At 66.7% G+C, this 21,213-nt stretch carries 24 protein-coding genes; 11 read left to right on the forward strand and 13 right to left on the reverse strand.

What is annotated here, in order from left to right; all coding sequences use genetic code 11:
• Positions 1-9 precede the first annotated feature (9 nt).
• Genes BLV60_RS18905 through BLV60_RS18915 form a run of 3 tightly spaced genes read left to right on the forward strand, consistent with a single transcriptional unit; the run spans position 10 to position 2,251 of the window.
• Complete coding sequence (locus tag BLV60_RS18905; protein ID WP_093056811.1) at positions 10-1,518, forward strand: efflux transporter outer membrane subunit; 1,509 nt, start codon at positions 10-12, stop codon at positions 1,516-1,518.
• Positions 1,515-1,886 carry a RidA family protein gene (locus BLV60_RS18910; RefSeq protein WP_093056812.1) on the forward strand — a complete coding sequence of 124 codons (372 nt, stop codon included), beginning with the start codon at positions 1,515-1,517 and terminating at the stop codon, positions 1,884-1,886. Before BLV60_RS18905 ends, BLV60_RS18910 begins: the two co-directional genes overlap by 4 nt.
• Before the next feature lie 14 nt (positions 1,887-1,900).
• On the forward strand, positions 1,901-2,251 hold the full coding sequence (locus BLV60_RS18915) for a hypothetical protein (RefSeq protein ID WP_256329311.1): 351 nt from the start codon (positions 1,901-1,903) through the stop codon (positions 2,249-2,251).
• On the opposite strand, the gene BLV60_RS18920 is transcribed toward BLV60_RS18915, so the two are convergent.
• From BLV60_RS18920 to BLV60_RS18945, 6 genes are all read right to left on the reverse strand, one after another.
• The gene (locus BLV60_RS18920; protein WP_093056814.1) at positions 2,215-3,288 is read right to left on the reverse strand and encodes a patatin-like phospholipase domain-containing protein; all 1,074 of its coding nucleotides are present in this window, start codon (positions 3,286-3,288) and stop codon (positions 2,215-2,217) included. The two genes, BLV60_RS18915 and BLV60_RS18920, sit on opposite strands and share 37 nt — an antisense overlap.
• Positions 3,285-3,698, reverse strand: a complete 414-nt coding sequence (locus tag BLV60_RS18925; protein ID WP_093056815.1) for a type II toxin-antitoxin system VapC family toxin — start codon at positions 3,696-3,698, stop codon at positions 3,285-3,287. Before BLV60_RS18925 ends, BLV60_RS18920 begins: the two co-directional genes overlap by 4 nt.
• Before the next feature lie 7 nt (positions 3,699-3,705).
• Entirely contained in the window at positions 3,706-3,963 is a 258-nt protein-coding gene (locus BLV60_RS18930) for a type II toxin-antitoxin system Phd/YefM family antitoxin (protein ID WP_093056816.1), read from the reverse strand.
• 54 nt (positions 3,964-4,017) lie between these two features.
• Positions 4,018-6,393, reverse strand: coding sequence for a Tex family protein (locus BLV60_RS18935; RefSeq protein ID WP_093056817.1), 2,376 nt, complete (start codon positions 6,391-6,393; stop codon positions 4,018-4,020).
• An 80-nt stretch (positions 6,394-6,473) separates the two neighbouring features.
• Complete coding sequence (locus BLV60_RS18940; protein WP_093056818.1) at positions 6,474-7,448, reverse strand: sensor histidine kinase; 975 nt, start codon at positions 7,446-7,448, stop codon at positions 6,474-6,476.
• An 8-nt stretch (positions 7,449-7,456) separates the two neighbouring features.
• Complete coding sequence (locus BLV60_RS18945; RefSeq protein ID WP_093056819.1) at positions 7,457-8,251, reverse strand: LuxR C-terminal-related transcriptional regulator; 795 nt, start codon at positions 8,249-8,251, stop codon at positions 7,457-7,459.
• A gap of 381 nt (positions 8,252-8,632) precedes the next feature.
• Between BLV60_RS18945 and BLV60_RS18950 the strand changes: the two genes are divergently transcribed.
• From BLV60_RS18950 to BLV60_RS18980, 7 genes are all read left to right on the forward strand, one after another.
• Entirely contained in the window at positions 8,633-9,322 is a 690-nt protein-coding gene (locus tag BLV60_RS18950; protein ID WP_093056820.1) for a hypothetical protein, read from the forward strand.
• A gap of 77 nt (positions 9,323-9,399) precedes the next feature.
• On the forward strand, positions 9,400-10,221 hold the full coding sequence (locus tag BLV60_RS18955; protein WP_093056821.1) for a hypothetical protein: 822 nt from the start codon (positions 9,400-9,402) through the stop codon (positions 10,219-10,221).
• Between the two features lie 16 nt (positions 10,222-10,237).
• Positions 10,238-10,567: a hypothetical protein gene (locus BLV60_RS18960; RefSeq protein WP_093056822.1), complete on the forward strand. Its 330-nt coding sequence runs from the start codon at positions 10,238-10,240 to the stop codon at positions 10,565-10,567.
• A gap of 58 nt (positions 10,568-10,625) precedes the next feature.
• A complete protein-coding gene (locus BLV60_RS18965) occupies positions 10,626-11,141 on the forward strand; it encodes a hypothetical protein (RefSeq protein WP_093056823.1) in 516 nt (171 codons plus the stop codon).
• Positions 11,142-11,202: 61 nt separating this feature from the next.
• Positions 11,203-11,565, forward strand: coding sequence for a GIY-YIG nuclease family protein (locus tag BLV60_RS18970; protein ID WP_093056824.1), 363 nt, complete (start codon positions 11,203-11,205; stop codon positions 11,563-11,565).
• A gap of 104 nt (positions 11,566-11,669) precedes the next feature.
• Positions 11,670-12,239 (forward strand): DUF2239 family protein, encoded by a 570-nt coding sequence (locus BLV60_RS18975; RefSeq protein ID WP_093056825.1) that lies wholly within the window; start codon positions 11,670-11,672, stop codon positions 12,237-12,239.
• Positions 12,236-13,663 (forward strand): MATE family efflux transporter, encoded by a 1,428-nt coding sequence (locus BLV60_RS18980; protein WP_093056826.1) that lies wholly within the window; start codon positions 12,236-12,238, stop codon positions 13,661-13,663. Before BLV60_RS18975 ends, BLV60_RS18980 begins: the two co-directional genes overlap by 4 nt.
• Positions 13,664-13,693: 30 nt before the next feature.
• On the opposite strand, the gene BLV60_RS18985 is transcribed toward BLV60_RS18980, so the two are convergent.
• Positions 13,694-14,170 carry a VOC family protein gene (locus tag BLV60_RS18985; RefSeq protein WP_093056827.1) on the reverse strand — a complete coding sequence of 159 codons (477 nt, stop codon included), beginning with the start codon at positions 14,168-14,170 and terminating at the stop codon, positions 13,694-13,696.
• Positions 14,171-14,288: 118 nt separating this feature from the next.
• Positions 14,289-14,627 (reverse strand): antibiotic biosynthesis monooxygenase, encoded by a 339-nt coding sequence (locus BLV60_RS18990; protein ID WP_093056828.1) that lies wholly within the window; start codon positions 14,625-14,627, stop codon positions 14,289-14,291.
• A gap of 99 nt (positions 14,628-14,726) precedes the next feature.
• Here BLV60_RS18990 and soxR point away from each other — a divergent pair, with 99 nt between their 5' ends.
• A complete protein-coding gene (gene soxR, locus BLV60_RS18995) occupies positions 14,727-15,200 on the forward strand; it encodes a redox-sensitive transcriptional activator SoxR (RefSeq protein WP_093056829.1) in 474 nt (157 codons plus the stop codon).
• On the opposite strand, the gene BLV60_RS19000 is transcribed toward soxR, so the two are convergent.
• The 5 genes from BLV60_RS19000 to BLV60_RS19020 are packed head-to-tail and all read right to left on the reverse strand — an operon-like array spanning position 15,197 to position 21,104.
• The gene (locus BLV60_RS19000; RefSeq protein ID WP_093056830.1) at positions 15,197-16,018 is read right to left on the reverse strand and encodes an amidohydrolase family protein; all 822 of its coding nucleotides are present in this window, start codon (positions 16,016-16,018) and stop codon (positions 15,197-15,199) included. The genes soxR and BLV60_RS19000 overlap by 4 nt on opposite strands.
• Before the next feature lie 34 nt (positions 16,019-16,052).
• Positions 16,053-17,054, reverse strand: a complete 1,002-nt coding sequence (locus BLV60_RS19005) for an NAD(P)-dependent oxidoreductase (RefSeq protein ID WP_093056831.1) — start codon at positions 17,052-17,054, stop codon at positions 16,053-16,055.
• Positions 17,055-17,087: 33 nt separating this feature from the next.
• Complete coding sequence (locus BLV60_RS19010; protein ID WP_093056832.1) at positions 17,088-18,137, reverse strand: LacI family DNA-binding transcriptional regulator; 1,050 nt, start codon at positions 18,135-18,137, stop codon at positions 17,088-17,090.
• 45 nt (positions 18,138-18,182) lie between these two features.
• Positions 18,183-20,054, reverse strand: a complete 1,872-nt coding sequence (locus BLV60_RS19015; protein WP_371127385.1) for a TRAP transporter large permease — start codon at positions 20,052-20,054, stop codon at positions 18,183-18,185.
• A 15-nt stretch (positions 20,055-20,069) separates the two neighbouring features.
• Positions 20,070-21,104: a TRAP transporter substrate-binding protein gene (locus BLV60_RS19020; protein WP_093056834.1), complete on the reverse strand. Its 1,035-nt coding sequence runs from the start codon at positions 21,102-21,104 to the stop codon at positions 20,070-20,072.
• Positions 21,105-21,213 lie beyond the last annotated feature (109 nt).

Genomic DNA, 21,213 nt, shown 5'->3' on the forward strand with positions numbered 1-21,213 from the left:
ACACAACACATGAAGAAGACAACAAGCCTTGCGGCGCCCGTGGCGGCCGGCATCGTGCTGCTGCTGGGTGGCTGCGCGGTCGGGCCAGACTATGTGCGGCCACCGCTGAACCTGCCCGCGCAGTACACAGCCTCGCCGCCCGCCAGCAAGGAGGCCGAAGGCGTGCCACTGGCGCGCCTGTCGCCCGAGCTCGACGTGCCGGCGCAGTGGTGGCAGGCCTTTCGCTCCGAGCCGCTGAACGCGCTGGTAACGCAGAGCCTGGCGGGCAACCCGACCATCGAGGCCGCAGATGCCGCCCTGCGCGCGGCGCAGGAGAACGAAGCCGCCGATCGCGCCGCGTTCTGGCCCAGCGTGGCGCTGGGCTACTCGCCCACGCGGCAGCGCGTGGCCAGCGCGGTCGCGAGCCCGGTTTCTTCCAACGCGAACCTGTACACGCTGCACACCGCGCAGGTAACGGTGTCGTACACGCCGGACGTGTTCGGCGCCACGCGCCGGCAGGTCGAGGGCTCGCAGGCGCAGACCGAGCTGCAGCGCTTCCAGAGCCTGGCCGCAAAGCTCACGCTGAGCAGCAACGTGGTGGCCGCCGCGATCACCGAAGCCTCTCTGCGCGCGCAGCAAGGCGCCACGCTGGAAATCGTCGCGGGACAGAAAGAAGTGCTGCAGGCCTATCGGAAGCAACAGGCGTTGGGCCAAGTGGCACTGGCCGACGTCGATGCGCAAGAGGCCTCGCTTGCCGCAACCGAGGCCACGCTGCCGCCGCTCGACAAGCAGCTCGCGCAGCAGCGCAACCTGCTGGCCACGCTGGCAGGCCGCTACCCGAGCGAAGGCGTGGCGGCGCATTTCGATCTCGATGCCCTGCAACTGCCTGCGGAGCTGCCGCTGACCTTGCCGTCCAGCCTGGTCGAGCACCGGCCTGACGTGCGTGCGGCCGAGGCGCAGCTGCAGGCGGCCAGCGCCGCCATCGGCGTAGCGGTCGCTGCACGACTGCCGAACGTGACGCTGGGGGTGAACTCGTACGGTTCGTCGGCCTACACGCTGTCGGAGCTGTTCAAGTCGTCATCGCTGTTCTGGACCGTCGCGGCCAGCGTGACCCAGCCCATCTTCGATGGCGGCGCGCTGAAGCACCGCGAAGCTGCCGCGCGGGCTTCGTTCGACCAGGCGGCCGCGCAGTACCGAGCGACGGTGCTCGCCGCCTTCCAGGACGTCGCCAACACGCTCGAAGCAATCGACGCCGACACCCGCACGCTGCAGGCGGCCCTGAAGGCCGAGCGCACGGCCTCGCAGAGCCTGGCGCGCACGCGGGCGCAGGTGCGCCTTGGTGACGCCAGTGCGTTGTCTCTGCGCATTGCGCAGCAGGCTCAGCAGCAGGCGCTGCTAAATCTCGTGCAGGCCCGCGCGCTGCGGCTGACCAATGCGGCGGCCCTCTTCCAGGCGCTCGGCGGCGGCTGGTGGAATACTGCTGCTCCACCGGCGCAGTTAGCCGCCTCGTCTTCTTCCCATTCCCCCGCATCGCCATGAACATCATCCGCCACGAGATGGGCCCCCGCTTCAGCGAGATGGTGACCGTCGACCTGGGCGCCGCGCGCCTGCTCTACCTCTCCGGCCAGGTGGCCGAGAACCCGTCGCTCGACATCACCGGGCAGATGCGCGAGATCTTGCATCACATCGACGACATGCTCGCCACGCAGGGCGCGACGAAGAAAGACCTGGTCAGCGTGACGATCTACCTGCGCACCGTGGGCGACTACGCCGCGATGAACTCTGTGTGGGACGAATGGGTGCCTGCCGGCCACACGCCAGCGCGCGCCACGGTGGGGGCGAAGCTGATCGACTCGGAATACCGCGTTGAGATCCAGGCCACGGCGGCCGTCGGGCCAGTGCCATGAAAGGTATGCGTCGCATGGTCGCTCTGTGGGCATTGACGCTCGGTGGCTGCACCGCCTTCGATGCGCACTCGTTCGATCACTCGGCCGGCTGGCGGACCGCGCAGGTCGTCAGCGTGGGCCGCGCGGGCGATCTGGCCAAAACGGCCGACCATGATTGCGGCGTCGAGGGCGGCGCCGCAGCGCCCTACGTCATCGTGCGCTACCACAACGGCGGCGTGCATACGCGTTCGATCGGCACAGGGCACTGGCCCGCGGGCGCCTCGCTCAAGGTCGGCGATGAGGTGGAAGTGAACATCCTCGACTGCGCCGCGCCGCTGGCGCTTCTCGGTCAGAGCGGCAGCGTCTCGGGCACGCCGTCGCGCTGAAGCCAGCCTTCGAACTCATCCGACAGCCGCTGCGCCTCCCGCGTGGCCCGGCCCCAGGCGGAGATGCGTGCCTGCGCGTCGTTGGCGAAGTGGATGAAGTCCTTGCGGTCGGGCAGCTTGCCGTTGGGCAGCGACCGCACCCATTCGGGGTCGGGCGCGAGCACCACCATGCGGTCGAGGAAGCCGCTGGCCTTGTGGCGCCAGCGCAGGCCCTTGTCGAGCCAGCCCGGTACCACCGCCTGCTGGAAGTGCGGGTACAGCACGATGCCCTCATCGGCCGGCTGGTAGTCGAGGTGCAGGTGGTAGTCGGTGATGCCGCCGTCCCAGTAGGCACCGCGCGGCGCGCCCGGAATGTCGTGCACCGCCGCCAGCAGGAACGGAATGGAGCACGAGGCCTGCAGCACCATGTTGAAGTTGGCCTCGCTCAACGCATGCTGACGCGTGCGGAAGTCGCGCGTGCCGAAGGGCAAGGCCGCGCCGGGCGTGGAAAACACGCAGCGCTCCAGCCATGCACCCAGGCTCTTGCGGTGCAGGCTGTTGGTGGCAAAGGCGCCCAGGTAGCCGACCGGCGTGCGCGCCCTGCCCTCGCGCCCGAGGATGTGGCGCCCGCGCGATGTCACCACGTGCAGGCGATAGCGCGGATGGCTCAGCACTTCGCCGATGCGCCCGCCGTAGAAGGCTTCGAGGCTTTCGGCGAAACGCTCGCTGAGCTGGCTCGGGCTGAGCCGCTTCTGCCCCGGCGGCACTTCGAACTGCTGGTGCACGTAGTCGTGCTCGAAGCGTTCGAAAGCGGCGTCAGGGTCGGCCAGGCAGGCCGTCGACAGCCGCCATGCGCCGATGGAGGCGCCCACCAGATGCACCTGCTGGCTCGACTGCGTGAGCCAGCGGCCGAAGATGAAGCGGTCGAGCGCACCGAGGATCAACCCCTTGGGGCCGCCCGCCGCGCCGGGGATGGTGCGCACGTCCTGCGGACGCAGGCCGTGCTGTTCGATGTGCTTGCGGGCCGCGGGGCCGGCGTAGATGCGCAGGGCTTTCATGCCTGTGTGTGCTCGAAGGGGTTGAGCACCTCGACGCCAAACCCTGCGAAATCGCTCACGTTGCGGGTCACTACGGTCAGCGCATGCTGCCTTGCAGTGGCGGCAATCATCGCGTCTTCATACAGCGTGTTCGAACTGCGATGCATCAGCTTCGCCCAGAGCCTGAAGGTTTCTGCATCCATGGGGAGAACGTTGTAGGAAGCTGCAACCAATGCGGCCCATTGCTCGATCTCGCTGGCCTTGGCGGCGTCTTGCTCGCGCGTGAGTTCGATGCCGGCCTGGATCTCTCCTAGCGTCACCGCCGAGAGATGAAGATCGCTGTCCACAATGGGCGTGAGCCACGCGACGACCGCGCCGTGCGGACGAGGCCTGCGAAGTTCGGAAATGACGTTCGTGTCCAGCAGATACATACCGGCCTCAGCGCATTGGCGTGATGCGGCGCCTGCGTGCGGCACCCCGCTGCGGAACAAGGAATTCGGTGCGTGCTTCCGTCGAGAGCAGCAGGTCCTTGAGCGATGGCTTTGCCGTGGCGTGCAAGCGCCGCCATTCAGCTGCAGGAACAAGCACGGCCACCTCGGCTCCACGCTTCGTCACCATTTGCGGCCCTTCGACGAGAGAGGCCTCGAGAAACTCACTGAAACGCGCCTTGGCGTCCTGCACAGGCCAGGTTTTCATTGCAACCACCCATCAAACTAGTTATCTGACTAGTTTAACAGGTGAGGAATCCGCTTACTTGCGCAGCCCCTGCAGCTTGGCAAAAGCACTCGCCATCTGCCCCGCCGGCTGCGGCGAGTTGTCGCGCCGGCCTTGTTGTTGCTGGCCGCGCCCCGCTCCTTCGAAGCGGTTGTCGCGCGGGCCGTCGCGGCGCGCGGGCGCCGCATCGAGCTTCATCGACAGGCCGATGCGCTTGCGCGCCACGTCCACTTCCATCACCTTGACCTTGACGATGTCGCCGGTCTTGACGACTTCGCGTGCGTCGTTGACGAACTTGTGGCTCAGCTGGCTCACGTGGACCAGGCCGTCCTGGTGCACGCCGAGGTCGACGAAAGCGCCGAACTGGGCCACGTTGCTCACGGTACCCTCGAGGATCATGCCCTCGACCAGGTCCTTGATGTCGTCCACGCCGTCGTTGAAGCGCGCCACCTTGAAGTCGGGGCGCGGGTCGCGGCCCGGCTTTTCGAGTTCGCCCAGGATGTCCTTGACCGTGATGACGCCGAACTTCTCGTTGGCGAACAGCTCGGGCTTCAGCGTCTTGAGCATGTCGGCGCGGCCCATCAGTTCGGCGATGGGCTTGCCGGTCTTCACGATGATCTGCTCGACCAGCGGGTAGGTTTCGGGGTGCACACCGGTGATGTCCAGCGGGTCGGCGCCGTCGCGGATGCGCAGGAAGCCCGCGCTCTGCTCGAAGGCCTTGGGGCCGAAGCCGGTCACGTCGAGCAACTGCTTGCGGGTGGAAAACGCGCCGTTCGCTTCGCGCCAGCGCACCACCGCCTTGGCCACGCTGGCCGACAGGCCCGAGACGCGGCTGAGCAGCGGCACGCTGGCGGTATTCAGGTCGACGCCCACCGAGTTCACGCAGTCTTCGACCACGGCCTGCAGCGTGCGCGCGAGTTCGCTCTGGTTCACGTCGTGCTGGTACTGGCCCACGCCAATGCTCTTGGGGTCGATCTTCACGAGTTCGGCCAGTGGATCTTGCAGTCGGCGCGCAATGGAGGCGGCGCCGCGCAGGCTCACGTCCACGTCGGGCATTTCCTGCGAGGCGAATTCGCTGGCCGAGTACACGGAAGCGCCGGCTTCGCTGACGACGACCTTGTCGACCTTCATTTCGGGCGCGCCGGCCTGGGCGGCCATCTTGGCCAGCAGCTTGATGAGGTCGGCGGCCAGCTTGTCGGTTTCGCGGCTGGCGGTGCCGTTGCCGATGGCGATGAGGTTCACGCCGTGCTTGGCGCACAGCTTGCCCAGCGTGTGCAGCGAGCCTTCCCAGTCCTTGCGCGGCTCGTGGGGGAACACGGTGGCGGTTTCGACCAGCTTGCCGGTGGAGTCGACCACGGCCACCTTCACGCCGGTGCGGATGCCCGGGTCCAGGCCCATCACGACGCGCGGGCCGGCGGGCGCGGCCAGCAGCAGGTCGCGCAGGTTGTCGGCGAACACCTTGATCGCGACCTTCTCGGCGTCTTCGCGCAGGCGGGTGAACAGGTCGCGCTCGGTCGACAGCGCCAGCTTGACGCGCCAGGTCCAGGCCACGCATTTGCGGATCAGGTCGTCCGAGGGACGAGCCGCATGGCTCCAGCCCAGGTGCAGCGCGATGCGGCCTTCGGCGATGCTGGGCTTGCCCGGTTCGGGCTCCACGGGCAGCACCAGCTTGGCATCGAGGATGTCGAGCGCGCGGCCGCGGAACACGGCCAGCGCACGGTGCGAGGGCACGCGGCCGATGGGCTCGTCGTACTCGAAGTAGTCGCGGAACTTGGCGATGTCGGCGTTGTTTTCGTCCTTGCCGGCCATCAGGCTGGACTTGAGCAGACCCTCGGCCCAGAGCCATTCGCGCAGGCCCTGCACCAGTGCAGCGTCTTCGGCCCAGCGCTCGGAAAGAATGTCGCGCACGCCGTCGAGAACGAGCGGTACGGTGGAGAAATCGGGGCCCGGCTTGCCGTCGTCCAGCGTGGTGGCGGGCTGCAGGAAGGCCTTGGCTTCAACGGCCGGGTCGAGCGTGGGGTCGGCCAGCAGCTTGTCGGCCAGCGGCTCGATGCCGAATTCGCGGGCGATCTGGCCCTTGGTGCGGCGCTTTTGCTTGAACGGCAGGTACAGGTCTTCGAGTTCCTGCTTGGTCGGCGCGAATTCGATCGCGGCGCGGAGCTCGGGGGTCAGCTTGCCCTGCTCATCGATGGCCTTGAGCACCGCCACGCGGCGGTCTTCGAGTTCGCGCAGGTAGGAAAGACGCGCTTCCAGTTCACGCAGCTGGGTGTCGTCGAGGCCGTCGGTGGCTTCCTTGCGGTAGCGGGCGATGAATGGAACCGTGGCGCCTCCGTCGAGCAGTTCGACGGCGGCCTTCACCTGGTTCTCGCCGACCTTGATTTCGGCGGCGAGCTGGCGAATGATTTTCTGCATGTCTTGAGCGCGTCCCTGGCAAAGCGCGGGAGTTTGCCATAGGCGCGGATGGCGTCCGTCCGGGCGGCCCGGCGGGCGTGTTACAGCATGCTTTCCGCTTCGGCCCGGGTGCCGGCTGGCGCCTGCGCCTGGCTCGGGACCACCAGCAGCACGCTCAGCCCGCGCGGCGCGGCATTTTCGATCGTCAGCTCGCCGCCGATGGCGTCGGCCCGGGAGCGCATGCTGCGCAGGCCCTTGCCCGTATCGGTGGAAGACGCGCTTCGCGTACCCAGCCCGCGGCCGTCGTCGCGCACCTCCAGCATCAGCAATCCCCGGTCGCGAAGGCCGAAGCGCAGTTCGACACGGGTCGCCTGCGCATGCCGCAGCGCATTGGACATGGCTTCCTGCGCCACCCGGCAGATCTGCATCGCGGTTTCCGGCGGCACCCAGCGGGTGTGGGCCTCGCTGGCGATGTGCCATTCCAGTGCGATGCCGAGCCGGTCGAACGCGGGCTGCAGCCGGTAGCGCACGTGGGCCAGTCGCTCGACGACGGTGGCGGAAGTCTGTTCGTCGAGGTCGTCCACCGTCATCTGGAGTTCGAGCAGGCAGTCCTGCAGGGCCATCGACAGGCTGCCGGGCCCGGCGGACCGGGGGTCCTGGCTGGCCAGCAGCGCCACCAGCCGGGAGCCCACGCCGTCATGCAGATCGTTGGCGATGCGCCGTCGCTCGGCGACCACCGCCTGCGACGGCCGATGGTCTGCGGCACGACGCCGGAAGACAAGAAAACAGACGCTCGCGATGAGCGCGGCAAGCACCGCCACGTTCAGCGCCTGCAGCGCCCAGAAGGCGAACGGCATGCCATCCGCCGTCACGCCGATGGCCGAAGTGGCCCGAATGACCTGCGCGGTCACGGGCGTCAGGTGCAGCGCACCCGCCAGGCCGGCCCACATCAGCAGCCGCCGGCGCGAGACGCGCGTGCGCAGCCACGTCAACAGCACGCACCACGAGCCGATCGACAGCCACACGAACTGGTCTTCCAGGAAGTGCGGTAAAGAAAGGACCTGCGGCGCCAGCATGGCATGGGCTACAGAAGCCCCCGGTGGGAGGCAAAGCTCACGGCCTGCGCGCGGGTGTGGGCGTGCAGCTTGCGGTAGATGTTCTTGACGTGCGCGTTAACCGTCTGGGCGCTGATGGTGAGCTGCAGCGCGATTTCCTCGGTAACGTAGCCCGTTGCTACAAGTCGTAACACTTCGCGCTCCCGCGCGGATAACGTCGCCTTGGTGTCCGGCGGACGCACCGGATTGACGTTGGAGCGCTTGTGATCGAGGTGCACGAGCAGCCGGCGCGCCAGCCGGGGCGTGATGGCGGCACCGCCGTTCACCACCTGCAGTACGGCCTGGGCATAGCTCTGGAACCAGGCGTTCTTGACCAGGTAGCCGGAGGCGCCGAGCTCGAAGGCATGCAGCACCTGGGGTTCGTCCTCGAGCGCCGAGATGACGATGATTTCCGCTGCGCTGCGGTGCCGCTTGGCCTCTTCGATGAGCTCGAATCCGCTGCCGTCGCCCAGGCGGATGTCGACCATGAGCACGTCGAACTCATGCTGCATCAGCAATCGTCGGCCTTCGCGCAGCGTGCCGGCCTGCCCTTCGAGCTGAATGCGCAGGTCGCCCAGCAATTCCTGGGCGATGACGCGACGCACGAAGGGGTCGTCGTCCACCAGCAGGACGCGCACGGGTTTGGTCTGTTGCCCGGTCAGGAAATCGGGCCACGGGAGAGTGTCGGCGGACGGCGAGAGGAGCCCGCCGAACTGGCCGGGGTTGGCGTATTGCTTACCCCCGCTGCCCACATCTGTCAATGAAATGTCGAGATCGCTTTCCATTCCAGCCCCTTTGTGACACATAGCACATCTTGTTCGTGACCAAAAGTTAATTCATTTCTACTCAAATTTTTGGTTTCAGTTTTTTTGATTACTTTGGTTGCATTTTGTTTCCATTAGTCAACAATGTCCATCGAAAGTTGTAGTTTTTCTCTCGGACATTGCATCGGGGGGGCCTCCACCCGCGGCCCCCGAAACGGTGCAAAACACACCTTTCGCCATAGCCTTGCTCTACCCAGCACTGGGCATTTTTCGCTGGTTCCTCGACGCAGAAACTGCACCTCGGTCGTGACGGAAGCATTTCAAGCAGTGCCACTGACCGCTAGCTGATGGCCGGATCGATCCGGCAATCGGGTTCGTTTCAACAACTTTCGAGGAAGCATCATGAAGAAGACACTCATCGCGATCGCAGTGGTTCTGGTTGGAAGCGTTGCCTCGGCAACCAGCACCACGGCCCTCGCCGCCACCAGTACGACGACCGGCTCTTCCAGTTCCGCCGGATCCGTTGCAGCCAGCTCGGGCACGGGCAGTGCACTGAGCTACAACGCGGCCAATTCCAGCTCGTCGGCCAGCGCCAACGCTGCAGGCGGCGCAGTCAGCTTTCCGGGTCTGCGCATCGGTGGCGCAACGGCAGGCGGCACGGCGACCACACAGGGCCGCGTGACCAGCGTGGCCGCAACGACCGGCAACGGCCTGGCTACCGGCGGCGCCAACGCTTCGGCCAATGCAGGCGCGACCGCCAACGCCAACTACAGCGCGGGTGGCCCGAACTCCGTGAGCGGCAGCGCAGGCGGAGCCGCTGGCTCCACGACCAACAACACGGCCGCAACGGCCGCGGGTCCTGGCGGTGGTCTGGCCGTGGTAACGCGCACCTCCGGCACGACGTCGAGCTTCAATGCCTCGTCGGGCGCCGTCAACGGCTTCGTCAACGGCACGACCACCTCGGCGACGGCGGGCTCGACCGGCGGCTCCTTCGGCGTGACCAACCTCAGCTTCGGCAATGCCGCCGGCTTCAGCAATGGTGGCGGTACCGGCGGCCTGGCTGGCTCCGGCGCAACTGCATCGGCTCCCTGAGCCGTTCTCGCACCGGTTGTTGCACTCAGAAATGGGGAGGGGCTAGCCCCTCCCCGGCTTCCAAAGGAGTTGAGAACATGAAAAAACTTATTGTCCTGACCTTGCTGGGCTTGTCCGCGGGCGCCATGGCGCAGACCACGGCGGGCGGTGCCAACAACCAGTCATCGAGCTCAGCCACCACCTCGGCCCAGGGCAACACCCAGGCCGTGAACTTCAACACCAACACCCCTGCAGACACCCGGGCGACGCTGAACCAGAACGTCAACAACACGGGCGCCACGACGAGCACCGTCGACTACCGGGGCAGCTACACGATCAAGAACGTGCCGTCGGTCAACGGCCCGAACCTGACGACGAGCAACGACACCTGCATGGGCAGCACGAGCGCAAGCGCGAACGGACCGGGCGTCGGACTCAGCTTCGGCACCACCTGGACGGACGAGCACTGCAAGCGCCTGAAGATGAGCCGCGAACTCTGGAACAAGGGCATGAAGGCCGCTTCGCTCGCCATGGACTGCATGGACCCCGCAGCCCTGGCGGCGCTGGAGATGACGGGCACGAAATGCCCGCAGTCGATGACTGCGGACGAGCGCGTAACCGCCTACGGTCCGCAGGCGTCGGCAAGCGGTGCGCTCCCGGCACCGGCGCGCCCGGTGGCTGCGGCTGCGCCAGTGGCGCCCGTCGCAGTGGTACCGGCGGCGGCGCCGCCAGCGCCCATCGCCGAAGTCACGCCCCCCGCGCAGCCTGTGGCCACGGCCCAGGACGAGCCTCCGGCGGCGGTGTCGATGCCCGTTGCCAGCGCTACGGTGACGGCAATGGATCCGGGCGAAGTGGCCGCCATTCGCGCGGCACGGCCGGCCGGCGACGTTGCGTCCGCATCGATGGCAGTCCGGCAATGACCGCGTGGAGCCTGACATGACCAGGACCGTAATCCTCTGGCTGGCGGCCTGCTGCACGGCGACAGTCGCGGCTGCAGCGGCCGCACCCTCGCCGCCGGTGCTGCGCATCGAGCGGATGAACATGGGCAGCGGCTTGCAGAATGCACGGGGCACCGAGAACGCCGAGCCGGTCGGCACCCTGGGCGTGTGGCACGTGCCGCAATACCTGCCGGGCTTTCCGACAGCCGCGACGATCTGGCCGCGCGTGATCATCCTGCAGTGCGCGAGCGACCTGTGCTCCGGCTACGAAATCACTCCCGAAATGGGACGCGGCGAATACCTCTTCTTCGTGCCGGAGAAGAAATAAGCAGCGCAGGCCCGCGCGGCCGGGCGGCCGCGGGCTCGCGCTGCCTTACCCTTCGCGGATGACATTCCTTGCGCGCGTCCTGCGCGTCTTGCGTGCCCTGTTCAGCGCCGTTGGCACCGCGCTCATCGTTCCCCTGCTGCTCTTCGAGGAGTGGGGCTGGGAGCCACTGGCTGCGCTGGCGGCACGGCTGTCCCGCCTTCCCTTCTGGGCCGCGCTTGAAGACCGGCTGCGCCGGCTGCCGCCCTGGGGTGCGGTGCTGGCCTTCTTCGTGCCCGTATTGCTGCTGCTTCCGGTGAAGGTGCTGGCTCTCTTTCTCTTCAGCCGCGGCCATGCAGCCACGGGCCTCACCGTGCTCGTGCTGGCCAAGCTGGCGGGCACGGCCGTCGTCGCGCGGATCTTCCAGCTGGTCGAAGGGCCGCTGATGCGCATTCCGTGGTTCGCCCGCTGGTATCCCAGGTGGAAGGCCTGGAAGGACCATGTGCTCACCATCGTTCGCCACAGCCGCCCGTGGCGCCTGGTGCGGGCGCTGAACCGGCGCATTTCGCGGGGCTGGCGGCGGTTCAGGGAAGGTTGAGTTGGTTCATTTTTACCCGGGTATATTGTCATTTCAATTTAACCCGGGTAATATTTGATGCATGAACCTCTCTGAAGAAACCCGGCGCGCCCTCACCCGCCATTACAAGGAAACCCCGCGCCCGGCCGGCGTCTTCGTCATCCGAAACAAGCTGAGCGGCCGCGTCTACGTGGCCGGCAGCCTCGATGTCGAAGGCGCGATGAACCGCGCGCGCTTCGAGCTGAACATGCGCGCTCACCGCAACAAGGCGCTCCAGCAAGACTGGAACGCGCACGGCGCCGGCAATTTCATCTTCGAAGTGATCGACCGGATCAAGGAACGCGAAGACCCCGATTTCGATCGCAAGGCCGAACTCGACAGGCTCCTGCCGCTCTGGCAGGAAGAGCTTCAATGCTTCGGCCCGAACGGCTACAACACGCCATGAGCGCCCACGCAACGTACGGCGGCGAGATGCCGCACGCCGGAGCGCTTCAGCGAGTAGATTACGCACCTCGTTTCGCTTGGCACCCCCAGGAACAAAACACCCGAATGTCATCTGACACCCCACCCACCACCCTGACCGTGTTCTTCGGCTTTCAGCGCATCGCACAGGGCAGCAAGGCCGAAGTGCTCGACCAGTTGCGCCGCCGCGACGACCCCGGGCCGTACCTTGTTTTCGACGACCAGACCGGCACGCAACTCGACCTTGACCTGCGCGAGTTGCTGCCCGAGTTGCGCGATCACGAAGCCGAGCACCGCGACGACGCCCCGCGCGGCGTTGGCCGGCCCAAGCTCGGCGTGGTCGCACGCGAAGTCACGCTGCTGCCGCGCCACTGGGACTGGCTCGGACGCCAGCCCGGCGGCGCCTCGGTCGCGCTGCGCAAGCTGGTCGACGACGCCCGCCGCGTGAACGCCGAGCGCGACACCGTGCGCGCCGCGCACGAAGCCACCTACCGCTTCATGACCGCCATCGCGGGCAACCTGCCCGGCTTCGAGGAAGCCACCCGCGCACTGTTCGCCGGCGAGGAGCAACGCTTCGGCAACCTGATCGAGCCCTGGCCCGCCGACGTGCGCGCCCATTTGCAGAAACTGTCGGCCGCAGGCTGGCCTCCCCAATGAGAACAACACCCGAGACAACCGGCGCCGGCAGCGGCGCCGACGCTAGCGGCCTGCAAGGCGTGCCCGTGGCGCCAGTCAATGCGCCGCGTCCGCTGTGGAAGGTCTTTCTCTTCTTCCTCGCGCCGATGTTGCTCAGCAACATCCTCCAATCGCTCTCGGGCACGCTCAACAACGTGTACGTGGGGCAGATGCTCGGCGTGGGCGCGCTGGCCGCCGTGTCGAGCTTCTTTCCGGTGATGTTCTTCTTCATCGCCTTCATCATCGGCCTGGGCGCCGGCGCTTCGGTGTTGATCGGCCAAGCCTGGGGCGCGCGCGACGTTGCCAAGGCCAAGGCCGTGGCCGGCACCACGCTCACCGTCGGCGTGCTGATGGGCCTGGTGATCGCGGTGTTCGGCGGCGCGTTCACCACGCCGATGCTGGCCGCGCTGGGCACGCCGCCCGACGTGCTGGCCGACTCCACGCGCTACGCCCGCATCATGCTGATCGCGATGCCTGGCGTCTTCGTGTTCCTGCTGGCCACCGCGATGCTGCGCGGCGTAGGCGACACCGTCACGCCGCTTCTCACGCTGGTGATCTCGACGCTCATCGGGCTGGTGGTTACCCCCGCGCTCATTCGCGGCTGGGGCGGCCTTCCGCAGCTCGGCGTGGCGAGCGGTGCGTGGGCGTCGGTGCTGTCCTTCATCGTGGCGACCACCTGGCTCGGCTTCCGGCTGCGCCAGAAAAAGAGCCCGCTTGCGCCTGACGCGGCGTTCATGCGCAACTTGCGCATACAGCCGCAATTGCTGAAGGCCGTACTGCGCATCGGCGTGCCCACGGGCGTGCAGATGATCGTCGTGGCGCTGGCCGAGGTGGTGCTGCTTTCTATGGTCAACGGCTACGGCTCGAATGCCACGGCCGCCTACGGCGCGGTGAACCAGGTGGTGGCGTACGTGCAGTTCCCGGCAATCTCCATTGCCATCACCGCATCGATCCTCGGCGCGCAGGCCATCGGTGCGGGCCGCGCCAACCGGCTCGGCGCGATCGCGAAGACGGCGCTGCTGATGAACCTGGTGCTGACCGGCGGGCTCGTGCTGCTGGGCTACCTGTTCTCGCGGCCGCTGATGGGCTTTTTCATCACCAGCGCGCCGGTGATCGAAATTGCCCAGACGCTGCTGCACATCATGCTGTGGAGCCTGGTGATCTTCGGCATGGCCGCTGCGCTGTCGGGGATCATGCGCGCCAGCGGCTCGGTGCTGGTGCCCACGCTGATTTCCATCGTCTGCATCCTCGGCGTGGAAGTGCCGGTCGCCTGGGTCATGAGCCACCGCATCGGGCTCGACGGGATCTGGATCGCCTACCCCGTGACCTTCGGCGCGATGCTGCTGCTGCAGACCGCGTACTACCAGCTGGTGTGGCGCAAGAAGGCAATCCACCGGCTGGTGTAGCCGCTACACCTTGGCCGGGGCGACGGCAGATCACTCCCCGTCGAAGGCTTTCTGCGCCGCGGCGAGATCGAGCTTGACCATCTTCATCATCGCCTCCATCGCGCGGGCGGCCTTGGCCGGGTCCTTGTCCTGGAACATGCGGATCATGGCCGTGGGCGCAATTTGCCACGACACGCCGTAGCGGTCGGTGAGCCAGCCGCATTGCACCGGCTCGCCGCCGCCTTCGAGCAGCTTGTCCCAGTAGTTGTCGACCTCGGCCTGCGTCTCGCACTTCACGAACATCGAGATGGCCGGGTTGAACTTGTACTGAGGCCCGCCGTTGAGCACCATGAACTCCTGCCCTTCGAGCTCGAAGGTCGCGGTGAGCAGCGAGCCCTTCTTGGCTGGGTTGACGTCGCCCCAGAGCAGCTTGTCGGTCACGCGCGAGTTCGGAAAGATGGAGGTGTAGAACTTCAGCGCGTCTTCGCCGTTGCCGTCGAACCAGAGGCAGGGAACGATCTTCTGCATGGGATCTCCTTTGCTTGAATGATGAACCTTGAGGTTCAGTATCAAAGCGACAGGAGGCTCTTGTCAACCCGTGCAACGCCTGTCAGTGAGAAGTTGACAGGCTCGTCCTTCCCGGCCATCAGGCGATGCGGTAGAAGCCCTGGTCGCTGCGCACGCCCGCATTCTTCGTGAACGCAACCGGATCGAAGCCTTCCTCGGCGAACTTCTTCTTCACGAACTCGGCGGCCGAGGCCACGGCCTGCTCGCTCGCCCACTCGACCAGCGTCACCACGTTGAATTCGCCGCTGCCGCCGGTCTGGTCCAGCACGTAGGTGCGCTGGCAGCCCGGCCAGGTGCGCAACGTCTGCTGGATGCGGTGCATCTGGGCGATGAACCCGGGGCGAGCTTCGGCGGGCACGACAAACTTGTCGATGCGGAAGACAGGACCGGATTGGAGGGGGATGGCATCGTTCGACATGAAGCGGGTTCCTTGATGAGAAAAATGCGCACAGGACCTGCGCGCTGAAAGTTATTCTCAAACCTCAAGCAAAGTTGAGGTCAAGAGGTTTTTCTCCACATGAACGACGCACTGCAAAAGGCCGGCATCTCACCCGCGCTCACCGTCGGCGAAGTCGCGCGCCGCAGCGGCGTCACGGTGTCCACCCTGCATTTCTACGAGGCACAGGGCCTGATCGACAGCACCCGCACTGCAGGCAACCAGCGACGCTATCCGCGCACGGTGCTGCGGCGCGTGGCCTTCGTGCGGGTAGCGCAAAGGGTAGGCATTTCGCTTGCCGACATCGGCACGGCGCTGGCTACCCTCCCCGCATCCGCAGCGCCCAGCCGCGAAGACTGGGCCCGCCTGTCGGCCTCGTGGCGCACCGAGCTGGACGAGCGCATGGCGCAGCTGCAGAAGCTGCGCGACACGCTCGACGACTGCATCGGCTGCGGCTGCCTGTCGATCGACCGGTGCAAGCTGCGCAATCCGCTGGACCGGCTGGGCGCCGAGGGCCAGGGGCCGCAACGCCTGCTGGTGAGGCGCGGCGCCTAGAAGCCGTAGAGCGCCGCCGGGTTGTCCACGAGGATGCGCCGCCGCGTGTCATCGCTGGTCGCCCAGGAAAACAGCAGGTCGTACAGCGGCGCGCTTTCGGGCCTGGGGTTGCGCCCCGGGTGCGGCCAGTTGCTGGCCCAGAGGCAGCGCTCGGGAAACTTTTCGGCCAGCGTGCGGGCCAGCAGGCTCACGTCGTCATAGCCGGGTGCGCCGGTCTTCGAGGTTTCGTAGGGCGCCGAAAGCTTGATCCACACGCGCCCCGAATCGAGCACGCGCAGCAGCGACTGGAATGACGGGTGGTCAGGCGCCACCGGCTCCAGGAACTTGCCGTTGTGGTCCAGCACCAGCCGGCACGGCAGGCGCTTGAGCACCGCCTCGTGCTCGGGCATCGTGCGGCCGTCGAGCTGCAGGTTGACCATCCAGTCGGCATTGGCCAGCCGCGCGGCCATTGGTTCGAGCGATGCCCAGCTCAGCACGCCGCCGATCATCATGTAGCGCACGCCGCGCATGCCGCCCGCGTGCAGGCGCGCGATCTCGGCATCGGCCACGTCGGGCGCTACCAGCGCGATGCCGCGCGCTGCATTGCCGAACTGGGCCAGCGCATCGAGCGTGCAGCTGTTGTCGAAGCCATAGCCCGTGGGCTGCACGACCACGGCGCGGTCGATGCCCAGCGGCTGCTGCACCTGCTCGCGGTAAGCCGACACCGGCGAATGCGGCGGCACCCATGCGACGTTCGGAATCAACGGGAAGCGGTCTTCGTAGATATGGACGTGGCAATCGCAGGCGCCTGCATAGCGCGCATTCCGGGTCGGTTCCATGGAGCTCTCTTTGCGGGATGTGTGAGTCGGACGTTCAGGCGCGCGCACCAAAGGCCTGCTGCCAGCGGTAGGCCTCGGCCGCGTTCACCGCGCCCTTCGGTGCCCTGCCCTGGAAAATTTCGGCCAGCTGCGACACGGTCTCCATTGCCTGGTGCTCGACAGCCGCCGGCGTGAGTCCGCCGATGTGCGGCGTGGCGATCACGCGCGGATGCGCTGCCACGCGCGGCGACGGCATCTGGTCAGGCGCGCGGCCCACGTCCACAGCGCACCCTGCGATCGTGCCGGCATCGAGCGCGGCGAGCAGTGCGTCTTCATCCACCAGATTGCCGCGCGAGGCATTGATGAAGTAGGCATGCGGCCGCATCGCGGCGAAGGTGGTGGCATTCATCATGTCTTCGGTCGCCTCGGTGGCCGCCGCGAGGCAGACAACGAAGTCCGACTGGGCCAGCAACGCGTCGAGCTCCACCTGCGCGAACTCGAGCCGGCCTGTCGCGGTGTACGGATCGTGCACAACGATGCGCATGCCGAGCGCCAGCGCCACGTCGCACAGGTAGCGGCTGATCTGCCCATAGCCGATAACGCCCAGCGTGCTCCCGCGCAACTCGCGCCCCATCGCCGGCACCACGGGCCGGCCCGCGTGGTAGCCCTCGGCCGAGGCGCTGATGTGCCGACCCAGGTCGATCATCACGCCCACGATCCACTCCGACACCGAGGGAATGAACCCCGCGCTCGCCTGCGTCACCAGCACGCCATGCCGGCTGGCGGACGCCACGTCGATGTTGCGGATGTCGATGGCGCAGCGCACGAAGGCCGTGAGCTGCGGCAACGCGGCGAACAGCGCCTCGTCGCCCACCGTCTGGCGGTAGGAAATGATGGCGTCGCAGTCCCGTGCCAGTTCGGCCAGTTCGCGCGACGAGAGATCGGTGTCCGTAGGGTTGAAGCGCACCTGCGCGATGGCTCGCAAGGCGGCCGTGGCGCGGTCGCCGAAGTAGTGGGCGAGCTTGCTTTGCGGGTGGCTGACGAAAACCGTGGTCATGAAAAAAGACTTCTGCTCAGGGGAAGAAAAAGACTAGCCGCGCGGCGGCGCTACCGATTCGCGCGCCACCAGCGTGGGCGCAAAAACGAACTCCTGCGTCGAGATCGACGGATCCGACAGCCGGCTCATCACCCGCTCGACCATCACCTGTGCCATCTCGGGCACCGGCACGCGCACCGAGGTCATCGCGGGGTGCATCAGCGTCGAGAGAAACACGTTGTCGATGCCGATGACGGACACGTCCTGCGGCACCTCCAGGCCCGCATCGCGAAAGCCCGCCATCAGGCCGAAGGCCAGCAGATCGTTCACGCCGATCACGCCGGTCGGGCGATTCTTCGACTTCGCGATGAGGCCGGCCTGCATGCGGCCGAGTTCGCTCATCATCGAATCGCCGTATTCGTCGACCGGCATGCCTTCGATGACCTGCGCGCTGCCCTCGAGGCCCGCGCTCTTCGCGGCAGCCAGGAAGCCGTTGATCTTCTCGCTGCGGCTCATGGTGCGGCCCGACGGGGTGACGAAGGCCAGCCGGCGGTGCCCCTGGTCGATCAGGTGCTGCGTGGCGATGCGCGACGACTCGAAGCTGTCGACCGTCACGTGGTCGATCACCGAGGCCCCACCCGATGCGGCGGGCGTGGCGCGCCGGTCGTAGCTCACCACCACCAGCCCACGCTCGGCGGCAGCCTCCACGTGCTGCTCGTCGACCAGCGACGAGATGATGATCACGCCGCGCACGCCATGCGCCATCAGGTCCTCGAAGAAATGCGCTTCCTTGGCGACGTCGCGGTAGGTGTTGCCGATCATGATGCGAAAGCCGTAGCGCTCCTGCGCCAGCGTTTCCACCTCGCGGGCGATGAAACCGTACATCGGGTTCGCCATCGACGGCACCAGCAGGCCGATCAGCGGCGTGTACCCCGTCTTGAGCTGCCGCGCCGAGGTGTTGGGCCGGTACTTGAGCTCGCGGATGGCGGTTTCGACGCGCGCCAGCGTCTCCTTGGCCATGCGGTCGCTGCGCCCGTTCAACACGTTCGACACGGTGCTGGTCGACACCCCCGCCCGCTGGGCGACATCGCTGATTCTGCTCACGGCATCCTTCCTGTTGTCTCTGGTCTTCGTCTTGTTGCGGTCCGCTCACATCCCCATGCGCAGCGGCAGCCACGTGGAGAAGGCCGGCACCAACACCAGCACCACGAGGGTAACGAACAAGACGGCCAGGTATTTCATCATCGGCCGCGCCACGTCCTTCACCTGCGTGCCGGTGATCGCGCAGGTGGCGAACAGGCCCAGCCCGACCGGCGGCGCGAACAGCCCGAAGCCCATGGCAATGACCATCACCGTGCCGAAGTGCAGCGGGTTCACGCCCAGCTGCGAGGCAATGGGCGTGAGCAGCGGCCCGAAGATGATGAGTGCCGGCGCGCCCTCGAGGATGGCGCCGAACACGATCATGATGAGCACCGACAGCATCACGAACATCGTGCTGCCGTACGAGTGCGCAAAGCCGATCATGAATTCCGACAGGTACTGCGGAATCTGCTGGATCGTGAGCGCGAACGACAAGCTCGACGCCGCCGCCACGATGAACAGGATGCCGCCCGCCATCGACGCCGAGCGCACGAACAGCCGCGCCACCGACTTCACCGTGAGCTCGCGAAAAGCCAGCCACCCCACCACCAGCGCATAGACCACCGCGAACGAAGACACCTCGGTCGAGGTCGCGATGCCCGAGGTCACGCCCTTGCCGATCATCGCCACCATGACCAGCGCCACCAGCGCGCCGCCCAGCAGGCGGAACATGGGCGTGCGCACGTCGAAGGCCTCGTCGGGGTTGATCTTCGTGCCCACGTAGATGGTCACCGCCGCCAGCGACACCGCCAGCACCACGGCCGGAATCAGCCCCGCCATGAACAGCCCGGCAATCGAGATGTTGGCCACGAAGCCCATGATGATCATGTTGATGCACGGCGGAATGGTCTCGGCCATCACCGCTGTGCACGCCAGCAGGCCGGCGGTTTCGTTCGGGTCCTGCTTCGTCCTGCGCACGGCCGGCATGATGATGCCGCCCACCGCCGCGATGTCGGCCAGCTTGGAGCCCGATACGCCCGAGAAGAACGCAGTGGCCGTGATGGTGATGAGCCCCAGCCCGCCGCGCAGCCTCCCGAACATGCGCAGCAGCAGCTCGATGAGCCGCGACGACATGCCGTTGGCCTCCATCAGCAGGCCCGCCAACACGAAGAACGGAATGGCCAGCAGCACATAGTGGTCGGTGCCCGCCATCACCTGCTGCGAATACACCAGCATGGGCAGCGACGGATCGGCCATGAAGAACACCAGCGACGACAGCGCGAGCACGAAGGCAATCGGCATGCCCAGCGCCATGCCGCCGAGAAAGCCCGCCACGAGCAGCGCCCAGGGCGGAATGGCGTGCTCGCTCATCAGCATGTTCCAGCCCACCACCGCCGCCGTCAGCGCCAGCCCCACGCCCAGCGTGGACCACACCATGCGCGAAGGCCCGTTCACCGCATTGGCAAGCCCGAACAGCGTCATGAAAAGGCTGCCGATGGCCACCGGGTACACGTAGATCCACTGCGGCAGGCCGATGGAGGTCGTCATGTTGTACGAATCGAGCAGCAGCTCGCACGACGAGGCGAAGAGGCTCGCCGACACGCCCACGATGATCCAGCTGCCGAACTGGATCAGTGCCGGCTGCCAGCGCGCCGGCAGCATGCCGCGAAACAGGTCCACGCCCACGTGCTGGCTGCGCGCCAGCACTGTGGCCGCGCCAAAGAACACCTGGATCACCATCAGCGCGCGCGCCACCTCCTCCGCCCAGTCGAAGGGGTCGTGCAGGAAGTACCGGAAGATGACCGAGACGAAGACGACCACCACGTCGATGGCCAGCACCGCGCCGGCCACGTACTCGGTCATGCGCATCAGCCAGGCCAGCCAGCGGCCCGCAGCGTGGCTGGCATCGAAGCCAAGCGCGGGTTGCAACGGAAGCGACATGCTCGACATGGCGCTTCAGGCCCGGGCGCCGTTGATGGCGGCAAACAGCGGCCCGGTCTCCGGGTACTGCTTGGCGAAGCCGGCCCAGAGCTTCGTTTCCATTTCCTTGCGGACCTGGTCGCGCTCGTTCTTTGCCATGGGCGTGAAGGTGATGCCGAGCTTCTTCAGCTCTTCCATCACCTGCTGCGTGCGCTCGTTGCCGATCTGGCGCTGCTGCAGCGTGGAGTCGGCCGCGGCCTTCAGGAAGGCCGGGCGCAGCGTGGCGGGTACGCGGTCCATCGCGCGCTTGCCGGCCACGCAGACCATCGGGCTGAACAGGTGCTCGGTCATCCAGCAATGCTTGACCACCTCGTTGAGCTTGTTGGCCAGCACCGTGCCCGCGTCGTGCTCGAAGCCGTCGACCACGCCGGTCTGCGCCGCCATGTAGAGCTCGCCGAAGGAAATGGGCGTGGGGATCGCGCCCATGATCTTGAAGGTCTCGATGAAGGCCGGCGTGGGCAGCACCCGCAGCTTCACGTTCTTGATGTCGGCCAGCCCCTTCACCGGCTGCTTGGTGTAGACGTTGCGCGCGCCGTAGTGCGCACCCCAGGTGATGATCTGGCAGCCCGTGCTCTTGACCAGCATGTCGTTGAGCTTCGGCCCCACGCCCGCCTCCACGGCGCGCGCCACGTGCTCGTAGCTGTCGAACAGGTAGCCTAGGTCGAGCATGCCCAGCTGCGGCGTTACCGTGGCCCATATCGAAGAGCCCGTGAGCATCATGTCGATGGAGCCCACCTTCACCTGCTGCACCACGTCGCTTTCCTTGCCCAGCTGGTTGTTCGGAAAGTAGTCGATGCGGATCTGCTCGCCCACCGCCTTCTTCAGGTTGGCCTGCATCAGCTGCACCCACGCGAAGTGCGACGAATTGAGGTCAGCCACGTGGGACGACGACAGCCGCAGCGCCACGGTTTTTTCCTGTGCGAAGGCGTGCTGCGAGAAACCCGCCGTCGCCGCGGCAAGCGACAAGGCGGACGATGACTGGACGAACCGGCGGCGTGAAAGCGAGGTCATTTTCTTGTCTCCTGGAGGGTTGTCGGGTCGTGCGCCCGTTTTTGGTGGAACGATTTACTGTATCGATACACAAGAATGCCGGCAACGCTCTCCCGATAGGTGTTTTCCT

Source organism: Variovorax sp. YR634 (assembly GCF_900106655.1).
Lineage (GTDB): Bacteria > Pseudomonadota > Gammaproteobacteria > Burkholderiales > Burkholderiaceae_C > Variovorax.

Bases quoted from the DNA above. Each gene is read 5' to 3' on its own strand.
- BLV60_RS18905 (WP_093056811.1), top strand. From the start codon at position 10: ATGAAGAAGACAACAAGCCTTGCGGCGCCCGTGGCGGCCGGCATCGTG.
- BLV60_RS18910 (WP_093056812.1), top strand. From the start codon at position 1,515: ATGAACATCATCCGCCACGAGATGGGCCCCCGCTTCAGCGAGATGGTG.
- BLV60_RS18915 (WP_256329311.1), top strand. From the start codon at position 1,901: ATGGTCGCTCTGTGGGCATTGACGCTCGGTGGCTGCACCGCCTTCGAT.
- BLV60_RS18920 (WP_093056814.1), bottom strand. From the start codon at position 3,288: ATGAAAGCCCTGCGCATCTACGCCGGCCCCGCGGCCCGCAAGCACATC.
- BLV60_RS18925 (WP_093056815.1), bottom strand. From the start codon at position 3,698: ATGTATCTGCTGGACACGAACGTCATTTCCGAACTTCGCAGGCCTCGT.
- BLV60_RS18930 (WP_093056816.1), bottom strand. From the start codon at position 3,963: ATGAAAACCTGGCCTGTGCAGGACGCCAAGGCGCGTTTCAGTGAGTTT.
- BLV60_RS18935 (WP_093056817.1), bottom strand. From the start codon at position 6,393: ATGCAGAAAATCATTCGCCAGCTCGCCGCCGAAATCAAGGTCGGCGAG.
- BLV60_RS18940 (WP_093056818.1), bottom strand. From the start codon at position 7,448: ATGCTGGCGCCGCAGGTCCTTTCTTTACCGCACTTCCTGGAAGACCAG.
- BLV60_RS18945 (WP_093056819.1), bottom strand. From the start codon at position 8,251: ATGGAAAGCGATCTCGACATTTCATTGACAGATGTGGGCAGCGGGGGT.
- BLV60_RS18950 (WP_093056820.1), top strand. From the start codon at position 8,633: ATGAAGAAGACACTCATCGCGATCGCAGTGGTTCTGGTTGGAAGCGTT.
- BLV60_RS18955 (WP_093056821.1), top strand. From the start codon at position 9,400: ATGAAAAAACTTATTGTCCTGACCTTGCTGGGCTTGTCCGCGGGCGCC.
- BLV60_RS18960 (WP_093056822.1), top strand. From the start codon at position 10,238: ATGACCAGGACCGTAATCCTCTGGCTGGCGGCCTGCTGCACGGCGACA.
- BLV60_RS18965 (WP_093056823.1), top strand. From the start codon at position 10,626: ATGACATTCCTTGCGCGCGTCCTGCGCGTCTTGCGTGCCCTGTTCAGC.
- BLV60_RS18970 (WP_093056824.1), top strand. From the start codon at position 11,203: ATGAACCTCTCTGAAGAAACCCGGCGCGCCCTCACCCGCCATTACAAG.
- BLV60_RS18975 (WP_093056825.1), top strand. From the start codon at position 11,670: ATGTCATCTGACACCCCACCCACCACCCTGACCGTGTTCTTCGGCTTT.
- BLV60_RS18980 (WP_093056826.1), top strand. From the start codon at position 12,236: ATGAGAACAACACCCGAGACAACCGGCGCCGGCAGCGGCGCCGACGCT.
- BLV60_RS18985 (WP_093056827.1), bottom strand. From the start codon at position 14,170: ATGCAGAAGATCGTTCCCTGCCTCTGGTTCGACGGCAACGGCGAAGAC.
- BLV60_RS18990 (WP_093056828.1), bottom strand. From the start codon at position 14,627: ATGTCGAACGATGCCATCCCCCTCCAATCCGGTCCTGTCTTCCGCATC.
- soxR (WP_093056829.1), top strand. From the start codon at position 14,727: ATGAACGACGCACTGCAAAAGGCCGGCATCTCACCCGCGCTCACCGTC.
- BLV60_RS19000 (WP_093056830.1), bottom strand. From the start codon at position 16,018: ATGGAACCGACCCGGAATGCGCGCTATGCAGGCGCCTGCGATTGCCAC.
- BLV60_RS19005 (WP_093056831.1), bottom strand. From the start codon at position 17,054: ATGACCACGGTTTTCGTCAGCCACCCGCAAAGCAAGCTCGCCCACTAC.
- BLV60_RS19015 (WP_371127385.1), bottom strand. From the start codon at position 20,054: ATGTCGCTTCCGTTGCAACCCGCGCTTGGCTTCGATGCCAGCCACGCT.
- BLV60_RS19020 (WP_093056834.1), bottom strand. From the start codon at position 21,104: ATGACCTCGCTTTCACGCCGCCGGTTCGTCCAGTCATCGTCCGCCTTG.